Below are 13,595 nucleotides of genomic sequence, written 5' to 3' on the forward strand. Positions count from 1 at the left end.
ATATAAATAGAGCCTGTAAAAATTTGAGCTTTCTAAGACTCCATCACAGATACCCTTTCTCTATACACTTTAAAGCATGAAAGGATATGGTTGTCAGTAAGGCACTGACTGAAAGTTCATCAGTGAGTTTCAACTTTGCCGTTGAGCGAATTTGAAATATCGGCTTCGTGGGCGATTTTGCCGATGAGTTCAGATTTGTTCATTTCAGTGCTCATTTAGGGAGTTTTTAATGGTCATTAGGCGGTATCTATCTTGTCATCTTCTTCACAAAAACCACAACAAACAATGCTAGCGTAAAGCTGCCGCAGAATGCTTCTACTGCTGCGACTAGTCGGGTGATCCCGTAGGGGGTGATATCACCATAACCTAAGGTTGTGAATGTCACAACGGAGTAGTAAAGGCTGGAGAAGAAGTGGCTCATATTTGTGATTGCATCATGCTTAATATTGAATTGAATTGGGTCATCTGGAGAGCCTACACCGAGGAAAAAGTAGAAGCATGCACAAATGAAGATCAGGCTTAAAGAAAAGAAAATGACATTAATTGGCTTTTCTCCGTAACCACACAGCAAGTCGATAAATTTCGAGAAAATTCGCTTATTCGAATACATTGGGTACTGATATCGACGCATGGTCAATTCGCGGTGCATATATTTACCTGCGAGTTCAAACAAACCTTGTGTCTCTGCCGCTTTTCTTAAATCTCGATAAATTTCTTCAGATTGTTCGTAGTTGTCGAGTGCCATATCCATATCGTTATTTTTCTCAGCATCTTTTGCCACTCCTTCCTGAAAGAGAGTTTCACCAATTTCAATATTATCGATTTTGGCACCCATGAGCTTGACACCAAGTAAGTTGGTATTCTTGAGTTGGCAACAGTGAAGGTTGGCGTCGCGAAGATCTGACTTCATTAAGGAGCCGTTCTCCAGCTTGAGATTAAACAGATGGGCACCACTTAAATTAGCACGATAAAAATCGGAGCCATTTAAGTTGTAGCCATCTTTATCGCCACGTTTGACTAAATTGACGCCAGCCAAGTTCGCACGCTTAAGCTTTAAGCCTTGCATGAGTCCACCGTTGGCGGCATAGCGCTCAAGTTTGTCTTTCAGATCTAGGCCAGCTTTATCAAACTTAGGATCATGCCAAAAACAAAAACCAGCACCCATGTCGATTTCTTTGCAGCTGGAGCCATCTGGCGCAACGTACTTACAAAGCGGCTTCTCGCTCATACTCCTTTTGGCTGACTTTTTGAGAACATAGGATAAGTTTTAAAGGAAATTAACTGGTTTTCAAATAAATAAATCTTACCGAATAACGATAATCATTCTAAAGTCATTTAAGTATATGATTTTTGGTAAGAAAAAAAATCATAAAAGATGGGGTTGATAGCTTCCAAAGTGCTTGCTACCTCTAGCTGTTTTGAGATGAACAGGGTATACTGGCAGTGCGCTACACTTGGAGAGTAAATGATGACCCTGTTTGAAATCGTAGAAGCTGTCTTTCAAGTCCTTTACGTCGGCTCTGCAACCTGTTTTGTCGGTGCTTTGTTATTTAAATTACTGCCGCGTGAATTTTCCTAAGCTTTACCCATCAAGTTTTTCTCTTCCCCGATTGATAAAAAGAATGAGACGAGTCAAATCTCATTCTTTGCTGCCGCGATCATATGATCAATCAAACTTTTGAGGCCATTTGTTCTTGATGGGCTGAGATGTGATTCTAGCTTTAAAGTTTGGAAGAATGCCTCGGCATCGAAAACGGCAATCTCTTCCAGCTTGAGTTCGCGGATTGCGATGAGTAACAATCCAACTAGCCCTCGGACAATTTTCGAGTCGCTATAAGCAATGATATTCAACGTATTTTCTTGTTTTTGAATGACCATCCAAACCTGGCTTTCACATCCTTCCACTTGATTTGCTTCAATCAGTAGCGATCCATCAGGACGCTTTAATTGCTTACCAAGCAGCATGATTTGTCTGTACTTCTCTTCCCAGCCTTTTGCTTTCTCAAATAAATCTAAAAGCTCGGCGTAGCTCAGCGTTGATTCAAAGTTATTCATTAGGTGATCGTTGCTCATACAGTTAATAGCCGAATTGTTTTGTTGAGGGATTGAATAAAGTAGTCGATGTCTTCCTTTGTATTGTACAGGCCGATCGAGGCACGAGTAGACCCAGAAGTTCCCAATGCCCCCATCAATGGCATTGCACAATGATGACCTGCACGGACAGCAATGTCGAACTGATCAAGCATCATTGCAATATCTGCATGGTGTTCGTCTTCAACGGTAAAAGATAAGACACCCACATTATTTTCGCGCGGACTGAGAAGACAGATCCCATCTATCTCTAAAAGGCCATCATACATTGCATGAAGCAGTTGCTGTTCGTGAGTTAAACGTTGAGATTGATCGAATTGGGTGAGGAAATCTATCGCAGTATGGAGACCAATGACGGCCGAAATATTTGGTGTTCCTGCTTCAAACTTGTATGGGAGCTGGTTGAATGTGGTTTCTTCAACCGAAACTCTTTTAACCATTTCCCCACCAAATTGCCAAGGTGGAAGGGCCTCTAATAAATCTTCACGACCGTACAGGACGCCAATCCCATCGGGTGCATACATCTTATGGCCAGAAAAGGTATAAAAGTCGCACCCAAGTGCTTGTACATCAATAGGTAAGTGTCCAATGGCTTGAGCACCATCGACGATCACGAAAGCTCCTGCATTCTTGGCAAGTTGGCAAAGTGTTTTTATCTCATGGATTGTACCCAGTGCGTTACTCACATGAGATAAGGCGACAATCTTTGGTTGCTTTTCAAGCATCTGGCGGAATGACTTCATACAAACCGTCGTTTGACTTTCATCCAATGGAACCACACAAAAGTTTGCATTTTGTCGTTGTGCCATTTGTTGCCAAGGGACGAAGTTGGCATGATGCTCTAATATGCTTGTAACAATCGTATCTCCAGGCTGAATTTGTCCAGAAAGGATATTCGCAAGTTGATTGATGGACTCAGTTGTGCCGCTGGTCCAAATGATCTCGTGGGCATGTTTTGCATTGATAAAGCCTTGTACAGCGATTCGGGCAGCTTCAAACTGTGCGGTTGCTTCTCGGCCTAGGCGATGTCCTCCACGATGTACATTTGCAGTGAAATTCAACAGGTGTTGATTGAGCGCGTCAATGACACATTTTGGCTTTTGGGTCGTTGCCGCGCTATCGAGATAAACGATAGGTTTATCGATTGATTGATTTAAAAAAGGGAATTGAGCCTGGTACTCCAAAAGAACCTCATTTGATACCATCGTTTCTTCTTTCCGTTATTTTACGTAATTTCTTAGAAAAAAAATATCTTGTCGTCCGATTCATTGCTGGTTAATGTGTACCTGAAATTAGGAAGGGGACACATACATGAATCCATTACAAAAAGAATATGATATTTTCCCATCAATTGAACAACAGGCCCATATCACAGCAAAGGACTACCAATCCATTTATCAACAGTCGTTGGAATCGCCGGAGCAATTTTGGTCAGAACAGGCTGAGCGATATTTAACTTGGATAGAACCTTGGCAGGAAGTCTCACAAGTCGATTATCATCAAGCCGACATCCGTTGGTTTGCTGGTGGAAAACTCAATGTTTGTTACAATTGTGTCGATCGCCACCTCCCAACTCGGGCGAATCAGACTGCAATCATCTGGCAAGGCGATGAGCCAGGCAATGTTCAGCATATTACCTATCTAGAGCTACATCATAAAGTTTGCCAATTTGCCAATGCACTTAAAACAAAAGGCGTTGAAAAGGGAGATCGCGTGTGTATTTACATGCCAATGATCCCAGAAACCATGGTGGCGATGCTTGCGTGTGCCAGAATTGGTGCGATTCATAGTGTCGTGTTTGGTGGATTCTCGCCGGAGAGTTTGGCTGCGCGGATCCAAGACTCTGATTGTAAGGTTGTTGTCACAGCAAATGAAGGGGTCCGAGGTGGTAAAACGATACCTTTAAAGGACAATACCGACCAAGCTTTGCTGCAATGCCCGAATGTTGAATCAGTTTTTGTCGTTCAAGTGACGGAGCAAACACCAAATCAATGGCAACAGGACCGAGATATCTGGTGGCATGAGTTCGTTGAAAAGCAAGCCCTTGAGTGTCCTGTTGAAGTCAATGATGCAGAAGATCCCCTCTTTATTTTGTATACATCAGGCTCTACCGGAAAGCCCAAAGGGGTCATGCATACTTCAGCTGGATACCTCTTGTACGCTGCATTCACCCACAAAATGGTGTTCGATTATAAAGAAGGGGAAGTTTTCTGGTGTACCGCAGATGCGGGTTGGATCACGGGTCATAGCTATATTCTTTATGGTCCACTTGCCAACGGTGCGACCACACTTGTCTTTGAAGGTGTACCGACATACCCGGATGCATCTCGATTTTGGCAAATAGTTGATCAGCATCAGGTCAATATCTTCTACACAGCCCCGACGGCAATCCGTGCCTTGATGAGCTTAGGGGATGACCCAGTCAAAAAACATGACCGATCTTCACTACGGATTCTTGGGACAGTTGGTGAGCCGATTAATCCAGAAGCTTGGCACTGGTATTATGATGTTGTGGGTGAACAGCGCTGCCCAATCGTAGATACCTGGTGGCAGACGGAGACGGGGGGGATGCTGATCACACCAATGCCAGGTGCGACGTCACTGAAGCCAGGCTCAGCCACACGACCTTTCTTTGGTGTAGAGCCAGTCTTATTGGATGAAAAAGGCAATGAGCTGGAAGGGGCTGCTGAAGGATATCTTGCGATGAAGCGAAGCTGGCCCGGACAAATGCGCACTGTATATGGCGATCATGACCGTTTCAAGCAAACCTATTTTTCCCAATATCCAGGCTATTACTTTACGGGAGATGGGGCGAAACGGGATGAAGATGGTTATTACTGGATCACGGGACGTGTAGATGATGTCTTAAATGTCTCTGGACACCGGATTGGGACCGCTGAAGTTGAAAGTGCTTTGGTGCTTCACCCTGCAATTGCAGAAGCTGCTGTCGTTGGGCAGGGCCATGATATTAAAGGAGAAGCAATCGTTGCGTTTGTTTCGCCAATGACTGGTGTCGAGAAGTCAGATGCGCTTTTAATTGAGTTGCAAGACTTTGTAGCAGAGAAGATTGGTAAAATTGCTCGACCGGAGCAAATCGTTTGGTCACCTGCATTACCTAAAACACGTTCTGGGAAAATTATGCGCCGGATCATCCGTAAGCTTGTGAATGGGCAGGCGGATGAACTCGGTGATACCTCAACACTGGCAGACCCTTCTGTGGTCAATCATTTGATCAATGCATTGAATGATTAACCCGATTAGACTGAGTGAGCATAGGCATCGGCTTGTGCTCATTGATTTGATTCCGAATTTCCTGGCAGATGCACAATTTGCCAATAGCCATCCAATAAAGAAATTACATCGAAAAACTCTTTGTCCACTTCATCTTTCACAAAATAGCCGGCCACATTATGTTGGTAGCTGGCAACAATATCACTCTCGTCGTCAGAGGTGGTCAATATAAAAACAATGGTGTCTTTGAAATCTGAGTTATTACGTATTGTTGATAACAACTCCAGCCCTGTCATTCTGGGCATTTGTAAATCGAGCAGCATGATAAATGGATGTTGAATCGATTTGCTTTGTAGCATCTCCAGCGCTTCTTGACCATCAGTGGCTCTCACGAGTGGGTTTGCTATTTTTAAATGCTGTAAGCTTCGCTGTATTGCGATATAGTCAACATCGTCGTCTTCTACGACAAATAATGTGACTTGGTTTGCATGTGTTGTCATCGTACAGCCTTTATCCCATCGAGAAAGTATTATTTTTTGAAGGCCAGAAAATTTGAACACGGCAGCCGGATGTATACGTGATATCAAGGGATACTTTTCCGCCATAAAAAGCGATAACTTTTTTCACCATCGCTAACCCCATACCGCTGCCTTCGACTTGATCACGGGATTTCAGTGTTTGGAACATTTCAAATATTCGATCTTTATACTGTTCTGGGATCCCTGGTCCATCATCTGTCACAGACAAATTATAGCCACCAGTACAAGGCGAGATATCAACTTCGATGATGCCATGGGATTGATGATGGTGTTTAATGACATTACTAATGAGGTTCAACATCACAATTTGTAATCCTGTTCGGGATAAATTGATGTGGGCTTGTGGCACTGATAGTTCAAAAGCGTCGTTGTTTTTGACCAAACTCAGTGTGTGGTGGCAAAGCTTATGTAGGTCGACTGTTTCGCTGTCTGATAGCTTTGTATTGACTCTGGCGTATTCAAGTAAATCATTTAAGAGCTTCGTCATCCTGTCTGCACGGTTTTTGATCATCCCAAAATGCTCTATCGCCTCTTGAGGAAGATTTTCTGCGTGATCTTTTTCTATCCAGCTGACAAGCTTTTTAATGCCATTCAGGGGCGACTTTAAATCATGGGAAGCGACATAAGCGAATTGCTCAAGGTCTTCGTTCGAGCGTTTTAACTCTTTAATCAAATTCTCCCTTTCAGAAATATCTCGAATGGTTCCCACAAAGTACCGCTGGCCGTCAAGTTGCATCTCATTGACGGCTAACTCCATCGGGTAGCAGCTCCCATCTTTACGTTGTGCAATGATTTCCCTGCCAATGCCGATGATTTTTTTTAACCCGGTATCTTTATAATTAGCAAGATATTGATCGTGTTCAACCCGGTAAGGCTCTGGCATGAGCATACTGACATTCTTTCCAATGACTTCTTCCGCTTGATAACCAAAGGCTTTGACAGCGGATTGGTTAAAGCTTTGGATCACCCCCATATCATCAATAATGATGAAACCGTCAAGTACGGTATCCATAATGATTTCCAACTCAGGAATATCAAATGCTTTTTTCATGGGCATTACTCATGTTTTATGCAGAATAAAGTTCAGCTGGGTAAACAAACGATCCGCCAGTAACCTTGCAGCATATCCGCGATACCAAGTAGCTCATCTCCCGCGCTTTCTTTGATAAAATAGCCTGCAATATTATGCTCATAGGTTGCTTTAATATCTCGTTCGTCATGGGAGGTGGTTAATACGAAAACCACCATATCGTGTAGCAACTCATCTTTACGTATCTCATCAAGGAACTCAATACCGTTCATTCTTGGTAACCGTAAGTCTAATAGGGTGATATAAGGCTTTGGTACTTTGTTTTCTTGCAAAAGAGATAATGCTTCCATCCCATCCTTTGCACGGATCACAGGGTTCGCGATCCGTCTTTTTTTGAGTGCGCGTTCCACTGTGATTGCGTCAACATCATCATCCTCAATTAAAAAAAGTGTGACTTCGTTGTTATTCATTGTGATCACCTTGGCCATGAGTTGGGATAGGCCACTTGATGGAAATTGTGGTGCCATTCGCACCATCTGACTCAATCAAGAGTTTACTTCCCTGGTTTTCAATCATTTTTTTACAGATAGTTGAGCCCATACGCACTCCTGTCCTCAACCTCTTCTCTAGGTTTGAGCGTTTGGAATGCTTCAAATGCTTTTGCTTGAATGTTTACAGAGATACTTAGTCCACCATCACATATCTAAAGATCATAAAAAAGAATCTTGTCGTTCAATATTCTCTGATTTTTATCCTTGTTGAGGAACTTGAAGGTCTGAATTCATGTCCCAAAAAGGAATCAAGAACCGCCTTTCTATCTCGGAATCCGCTAAAGGTGGGGATAAAAAATCACCTTGTATAAACTCAATTGCCCAATCGGCACAACAATTGATGTCGTCTTGCTGTGCAATATGATTCATTAGTAATTTGAGTCCCATCGCTTTGATCATCATACACATGCCTTTAAGAAACTCTGGTTGCATTAATTCAGCCTTTGTTTGGATATGATGTTCAATACAGACGGTTTTGAATGGAATGGATTGAAGTAATGCGAAAGAAGAAGCACCAACACCGAAGTTGCCGAGTGAGAGCTGGACACCGATGTTCTGAAGGGCGGAAAGGACTTTTACTTTTTCATCAAAACGTTTATCCAATGCGTCTTCAGAAATTTCAAAATAAATATGATGAGCAATGATTTGATGTTGGTGGAGCAAGGTTTCGACAAAGTCAACAAGGTTTGGGTCCGTGAGCTGACGACTTGTAAGGTGGATCGTCATTGATAAAGGATCCGCACATTTTGTGTTCCAAGTCGCAATGGTTTTCATTGCGGTATTCATTTCCCAATAACCAATATCGATCATCAATGAAGACTCTTCCATCAGAGAGTAAAACTCTTCCGTGGAGTCATCGATATCATCAATTGGGTAAATCAAAGTGGACTTAAACCCAGTTAATCGCTTGGTCTGTGTCGTAAAGACAGGTTGATACAGTGATTGTATTTTATCTTCAAGGAAAACCCTTTTGACCGCTTCTTCCATCCAGTGGCGTTTTAAATAGGCTTGCTGGAGGTCTTCATCAAAGAAAGTGAGTTGGTTTCTTCCTTTTTCCTTAGAGCGGTATAGCGCAATATCTGCAAACTTTAACACCTCATCTAAATCTTGAAGTTCATCATTGTAAACAGCAATACCGATACTGATACTGATCTTAATTTGTAAATTTCCAATAGAAAAACAAGTATCTAAGTTTTTGAGAAGACGCTGTGCCAACTTCACAATCGAAGGAATATCCTTAAACTGCCGGATGAGAATTGCAAATTCATCTCCGCCAAGACGTGCAAAGAGCTCATTTTTGCGGAGCATACGTTTAACAGCGTTGGTCATCCGAGTCAGTACTTCATCACCAATATCATGTCCGTAGGTATCATTAATCCATTTAAAGTGGTCAATATCAAAAAGAAGTACAGCGGGCTTGAGAGCACATCGGCTAGCCTGCTTGATTAAATCACTGGCGACTTCTTCGAATTTATAACGATTGGCTAATTTTGTGAGATGATCTTTCTCTGCAAGGGTCTTAAATTCCAAATAATCATTATAGAGCTCTTTGCCCATCTCATGGCGGGCCATTGCATGAATAATTGTTCGCCAGAGGCGAGGGGCACTGACTTCTGATTTAATAATAAAATCATGTGCTCCTTCTTTAATACATTGAATCGATAACTCTTCATTACTCCAATTGCTGATCATGATGATGACATATTGATGATCAGGGTTTGCCTTTTTGATTTCGTTTAGCAGATCCGTGCCCCTTTTAACGGGCATCATATAGTCGAGAAGAATGAGATCAAACCGTTGGTTGGTTAATATTGCAAGCCCTTCATCAACTGTTTCTGCCTCAGTAATTTGGCATTGCAAAGGGCTGCGCTTGAGTACGCGAATCAGTTCTAAACGATCGATTTCATCATCATCTATGAGTAAAATATCCATGACTATAAAATAGGGACGAGTCTGATACGATCAAGTTTAGCTTAATTCATTCAGTGTTCGATACAATTGAGTCTTTTGTTCAGGTATTCTCCGAATTATAAGGCCAAGTGATGATCATACAGGTCCCGTGTTGGCTATCGGAATCGATCCGGACTTGACCGCCGTAATTCTCTACTGTTTTTTTGACAAATGCTAATCCAATGCCACTTCCTTCGACTTTATCTCTTGGTTGTAAGGTCTGGAAAATATCCATTGCTTTGTGATGGAGTGACTCGGGAATACCCGGTCCATCGTCCTGAATATAAAACTCATAGGCATCTTCGAGTAATTCAACTGTGATGGAAATTTTTCCTGATGCTTGATGGTGGTGCTTGATGGCGTTGGAAATCAGGTTTCGTAAAACGAGTTCGAATGGAGTTCGCTGTATCTCAAGGTTGGCATCCATGCATTCTAGGGTAAAATTTTGCGAGTCTGATAATAAATAAAAGATTTCTTTTGCTGTTGTTGCTAAAGAAACAGCTTCGATATCATAGTGTTTACGTCCAACCCGCGAGTACATGAGTAAATCTTCGAGAAGCATCAACATTCGATCGCTTCTCTTTTTGAGGAGTGAAAAATGCGATTTCGATTCTGGAGAAAGGACTTCGTAACAATCCTCTTCCAGCCAGTCTACAATCTTCCGGATGGCATTTGCAGGGGCTTTTAAGTCATGAGAGGCGATAAATGCAAATTCTTCTAGCTCTTGATTTGAGCGCTCCAGTTCTTCTTGTTTTTTTGCAAGTTCAAGCTCAGTCTTTTTCAACGAGGTGACATCTGTATGTGCACCGAGCATCCGGGTCGGCTTGCCGGATCCATCACGAATAATTAAGCCGCGGCAACGGATCCAAACTGTTGAGCCATTTTTGTGCTTGTATCGGACAATTTGATCGTAAATGTGGTTGGAGTCTGCTTGATGACCATTAAAATTATCCATCGCAACTTGTAGATCTTCTGGGAAGATATTCTCTTGCAACCAAGTGGGTGAATGAGGGATTTCATCAATCTCATAGCCGAAAGTTGCTTTCAATCTTGGGCTGAGCCACTGATGCTCCAGATTTTCCAGATCCCAATACCAGATCCCATCAAGTGACACCTGCTCCAGCCATTCAAAAGTTGCCGGATCGGATTGAATTTTATGATATAACTCCTCTTTGAGATAGTGCTTGGGTTCTTTCATTCTATCTTTTTATTCGGATGAATTTGTTTCTATCTTATTGAGTTTATATCTCAATTTCGCTTTTCCACAATTTAGAATTGATAACGGATCCCTGCATAAAATGAGCGCCCAACATTATCGTATTGTGCTGTGCCTCCAACTACACCTGTAAATCCGAGGGGGATATCCTTATCAAACGCATTTTGTGCGCCTGCATAAGCTTTTACCTGTGGGAGAAATTCATAGCCGATTTGAACGTCATGATAGGTGACTGAGCCGACGTATTTCGGAAGGTAGGCTTCTGGGTTTTTTTGGATTGTTTCTTTGCTATCAAAAAACTGTCGATCCAGGTAGCGGGTGGTCCATGCAACAGAAAATTTATCGATGAAGTAGTCTAGGTTCAATAGCCCTTGCCATTTTGGGTTTCCCAACTCTTCTCGATCATCACTTTTTGATGTAGGATCATTTTGAAAGGACAGCCCCTCTTGCTTGATTAAGTGTGTGGCGATGAGTTGCGTGCTCAAATCGCCGTAATCAGTACTAAGGCTGTGATTCAACTCTATATCAAGGCCCGAAGCTTCACTTTTTGCCAGGTTTTGAAATTTGGAACGCCACTGGGTGATTTCACCTGTGTCTGGGTCGCGGGTGATCTGGGCACAAAAGTCATTTTGAATACCAGTTGGGTGATCAACACACAAAATAGCGTTACTCTGTCCACTGAGTGGTTTGATCACATCGTCTATTTCAATATTCCAATAATCAATTGCCATTGAGAAATCAGGCAAGAAATCTGGGGTATAAACAACGCCTACCGTTTGACTATGAGATGTTTCAGGTTTTAAGTTGGGGTTTCCACTATCAAGGCCGAAAATAAATGGATTAACTGAGCTTTCAAAATCGTCAGAAAGCCCAAGTGCTTGGCAATTTGCTTTTCGACGTTCCACATTGTCAGTATCACTCACTGCCTTGATATCGCATGGATCAAACACTTCGTCGAAATTTCCATTTTGGGGAAGAAATAACTCATTAATATTGGGCGCTCTCACTGCTTTGGAAACTGTTGCTCGTGTTTTAATCGATGATGTTATTTCCCAGTTTAAGCCGAGTTTCCAGGTAAAATTATCACCAGACGTTGAATAATCAGCCCAGCGACCTGCTATGTCGAAATCAAATTGCTCCATAAAGGCGTAGCCAGAAAAGAGCGGAATCAATAACTCACTATATGCTTCAGAAACTTTGACTTTTCCAAGCACAGGCTGGGCACCGGAAAATTCAGTGACCCCTTCAACGATGAATGGATCAGGGCGAGAGTCGCTTTTCTCGCGGCGATGTTCTATACCAAAGGAGATTGAAAGGTCTCCTGCTGGAAGCTCTGCAATTGCAGGGTGTGCCAAAGAAGCAGAAAAAACGTTTTGAAAGACTTTATCAATCGTGCTTGTTGTCGTTGTCGCCCAACGCTCTGCTGCTGTAGAAACCGTGTTCGAACCGATGAGGCTCACTGGGATACAACCTTCAACATCAGGCGTATCTGGTGGTGCCTCCAAGGTTGCGCGACAAACAACTTGATTCGTGATTGGGTCAATGACTGCATCAAAAGCATATGCCCAGCGTTCTGAGATAAGGTTATTAAAGTTCTTGCTTTCACCGTCCATTTGTCCCCATACAAAGCTCACATCAAGCATCCATTCGCTGATCAGCAAACCTTCAAATCCTAAAACACCTTGAGTCACCTGACGTGTATTTTCTTCTCTTCGTTTGGCCATATCGGAGAAAACTTTGGTGATAGGAATGGTCGTCATCTCTAGTTCATCCATAAACTTACCTAACTCGGGGGAAATAAATCCGTTATCACGGCTAATCTCTTCTTGGTCTGTGAAAATATAGGGGCCTGTGTTTGTTCCTGTGACTTTACTTCGTTTCGCCTCAACATAGATGATCCTATCTTCTGAGACTTCGTATTGAACCTTTGCATTCGCTGTGATGCGCTTATATTCCGGCTGTAGGACCTGTTCATCTAAAAAAGGGTCCTGATCACAGTCACCAGCACAACGGAAGTCATCAAAAAAGTTTCCGAGCTTCATTTCTCGAAAATTGCCATTAGGTTCAAAAAGATACCAAGTACCATCGGGTGACTGAAAAGCACCGTTCCGCTGATACCAGTAGTTTCCGGCGTCTCTGACATGTACTTTATCTGGGACCCCATCCCGAATACCTGGTTCATTATCTGGATGATCCATGGTTGCATAGGAGGGAAAGCTGCGATCTTTTGAAAGCAACGTGTCTTGGCCCGCAACTTCAAGTGAGAAGCCGAGGTTTCCTTTATCATCCGCGAAATTATGCCCAACAGAGAGGCCATACTGATATTCAGAAAAATTACTATCATCCGCACGGCCGCCTTGTGCGTGTAACTCAACGCCTTCAATGCGTTCCTTAAGAATAAAGTTGACCACGCCTGTGACAGCATCTGCGCCGTATACAGCGGAGGCTCCACCTGTGATCACTTCCACACGTTCGATCCAACTGACAGGGATGGTATTGATATCGACTTGCGAGGAGCCTGCTTGTCCTGGAACATGTCGTTTTCCGTTCACCAGTACAAGTGTTCTGATTGCATCAAGTCCTCTTAAATCAAGAAAATTGCTGCCGACAGCACCGACTTCTTCAGTGGTTGTCTGCTGAGAAGTTCCAGCGTGAAAAGAAGGGAGCTGATTGAGTAAATCACCGATATTGACAGCGCCAGAACGTTCGATCATGGCTTCGTCCATCACCGTTAAAGGATAAGGAGAAACTATGCTTTCCTGATAAATTCGTGAACCCGTGACTTGGATCCGTTCGATTTCATCATTGTCTTGCGCGAACTGAGAGGCATATACAGAGGAGCTTCCGGCGAAAAGTAATGCTGTGAAGCTCAGATTGACGACCGGTTCATGCCACCGCATAAATGTATTCCCATACAAAAGAATTATTTATATGCTGTGATCATATCAGGTACATTACATTTTTGCGTAATTTTTCCGAGTTAAAAC

At 42.8% G+C, this 13,595-nt stretch carries 11 protein-coding genes; 1 reads left to right on the forward strand and 10 read right to left on the reverse strand.

Going from position 1 to position 13,595, the window contains the following annotated elements; all coding sequences use genetic code 11:
• Positions 1-247 precede the first annotated feature (247 nt).
• The 3 genes from C505_RS0116700 to C505_RS0116715 form a co-directional block, all read right to left on the reverse strand.
• Complete coding sequence (locus C505_RS0116700) at positions 248-1,228, reverse strand: ion channel (RefSeq protein ID WP_018693777.1); 981 nt, start codon at positions 1,226-1,228, stop codon at positions 248-250.
• A gap of 404 nt (positions 1,229-1,632) precedes the next feature.
• The gene (locus C505_RS0116710) at positions 1,633-2,055 is read right to left on the reverse strand and encodes a SufE family protein (RefSeq protein WP_018693779.1); all 423 of its coding nucleotides are present in this window, start codon (positions 2,053-2,055) and stop codon (positions 1,633-1,635) included.
• A 14-nt stretch (positions 2,056-2,069) separates the two neighbouring features.
• Entirely contained in the window at positions 2,070-3,296 is a 1,227-nt protein-coding gene (locus tag C505_RS0116715) for an aminotransferase class V-fold PLP-dependent enzyme (protein ID WP_018693780.1), read from the reverse strand.
• A gap of 106 nt (positions 3,297-3,402) precedes the next feature.
• Here C505_RS0116715 and acs point away from each other — a divergent pair, with 106 nt between their 5' ends.
• A complete protein-coding gene (gene acs, locus C505_RS0116720) occupies positions 3,403-5,343 on the forward strand; it encodes an acetate--CoA ligase (RefSeq protein ID WP_018693781.1) in 1,941 nt (646 codons plus the stop codon).
• 38 nt (positions 5,344-5,381) lie between these two features.
• Here acs and C505_RS0116725 read toward each other — a convergent pair whose 3' ends face one another.
• From C505_RS0116725 to C505_RS22750, 7 genes are all read right to left on the reverse strand, one after another.
• Positions 5,382-5,822, reverse strand: a complete 441-nt coding sequence (locus C505_RS0116725; protein WP_018693782.1) for a response regulator — start codon at positions 5,820-5,822, stop codon at positions 5,382-5,384.
• A gap of 10 nt (positions 5,823-5,832) precedes the next feature.
• Positions 5,833-6,912, reverse strand: a complete 1,080-nt coding sequence (locus C505_RS22740; RefSeq protein ID WP_018693783.1) for a sensor histidine kinase — start codon at positions 6,910-6,912, stop codon at positions 5,833-5,835.
• Between the two features lie 32 nt (positions 6,913-6,944).
• On the reverse strand, positions 6,945-7,361 hold the full coding sequence (locus C505_RS0116735; protein WP_018693784.1) for a response regulator: 417 nt from the start codon (positions 7,359-7,361) through the stop codon (positions 6,945-6,947).
• On the reverse strand, positions 7,354-7,491 hold the full coding sequence (locus tag C505_RS24440; RefSeq protein ID WP_018693785.1) for an ATP-binding protein: 138 nt from the start codon (positions 7,489-7,491) through the stop codon (positions 7,354-7,356). The genes C505_RS0116735 and C505_RS24440 overlap by 8 nt, the downstream gene beginning before the upstream one ends.
• Positions 7,492-7,640: 149 nt before the next feature.
• A complete protein-coding gene (locus C505_RS0116745; RefSeq protein WP_018693786.1) occupies positions 7,641-9,374 on the reverse strand; it encodes a putative bifunctional diguanylate cyclase/phosphodiesterase in 1,734 nt (577 codons plus the stop codon).
• 79 nt (positions 9,375-9,453) lie between these two features.
• The gene (locus C505_RS23855) at positions 9,454-10,590 is read right to left on the reverse strand and encodes a sensor histidine kinase (protein WP_018693787.1); all 1,137 of its coding nucleotides are present in this window, start codon (positions 10,588-10,590) and stop codon (positions 9,454-9,456) included.
• Positions 10,591-10,661: 71 nt separating this feature from the next.
• Positions 10,662-13,508, reverse strand: a complete 2,847-nt coding sequence (locus C505_RS22750; protein WP_018693788.1) for a TonB-dependent receptor plug domain-containing protein — start codon at positions 13,506-13,508, stop codon at positions 10,662-10,664.
• Positions 13,509-13,595 lie beyond the last annotated feature (87 nt).

Source organism: Algicola sagamiensis DSM 14643 (genome assembly GCF_000374485.1).
GTDB classification, from domain to species: Bacteria; Pseudomonadota; Gammaproteobacteria; order Enterobacterales; family Alteromonadaceae; genus Algicola; species Algicola sagamiensis.

Coding starts and splice junctions, on each gene's coding strand:
- C505_RS0116700 (WP_018693777.1), bottom strand. CDS start 1,228: ATGAGCGAGAAGCCGCTTTGTAAGTACGTTGCGCCAGATGGCTCCAGC.
- C505_RS0116710 (WP_018693779.1), bottom strand. CDS start 2,055: ATGAATAACTTTGAATCAACGCTGAGCTACGCCGAGCTTTTAGATTTA.
- C505_RS0116715 (WP_018693780.1), bottom strand. CDS start 3,296: ATGGTATCAAATGAGGTTCTTTTGGAGTACCAGGCTCAATTCCCTTTT.
- acs (WP_018693781.1), top strand. CDS start 3,403: ATGAATCCATTACAAAAAGAATATGATATTTTCCCATCAATTGAACAA.
- C505_RS0116725 (WP_018693782.1), bottom strand. CDS start 5,822: ATGACAACACATGCAAACCAAGTCACATTATTTGTCGTAGAAGACGAC.
- C505_RS22740 (WP_018693783.1), bottom strand. CDS start 6,912: ATGAAAAAAGCATTTGATATTCCTGAGTTGGAAATCATTATGGATACC.
- C505_RS0116735 (WP_018693784.1), bottom strand. CDS start 7,361: ATGAATAACAACGAAGTCACACTTTTTTTAATTGAGGATGATGATGTT.
- C505_RS24440 (WP_018693785.1), bottom strand. CDS start 7,491: ATGGGCTCAACTATCTGTAAAAAAATGATTGAAAACCAGGGAAGTAAA.
- C505_RS0116745 (WP_018693786.1), bottom strand. CDS start 9,374: ATGGATATTTTACTCATAGATGATGATGAAATCGATCGTTTAGAACTG.
- C505_RS23855 (WP_018693787.1), bottom strand. CDS start 10,590: ATGAAAGAACCCAAGCACTATCTCAAAGAGGAGTTATATCATAAAATT.
- C505_RS22750 (WP_018693788.1), bottom strand. CDS start 13,508: ATGCGGTGGCATGAACCGGTCGTCAATCTGAGCTTCACAGCATTACTT.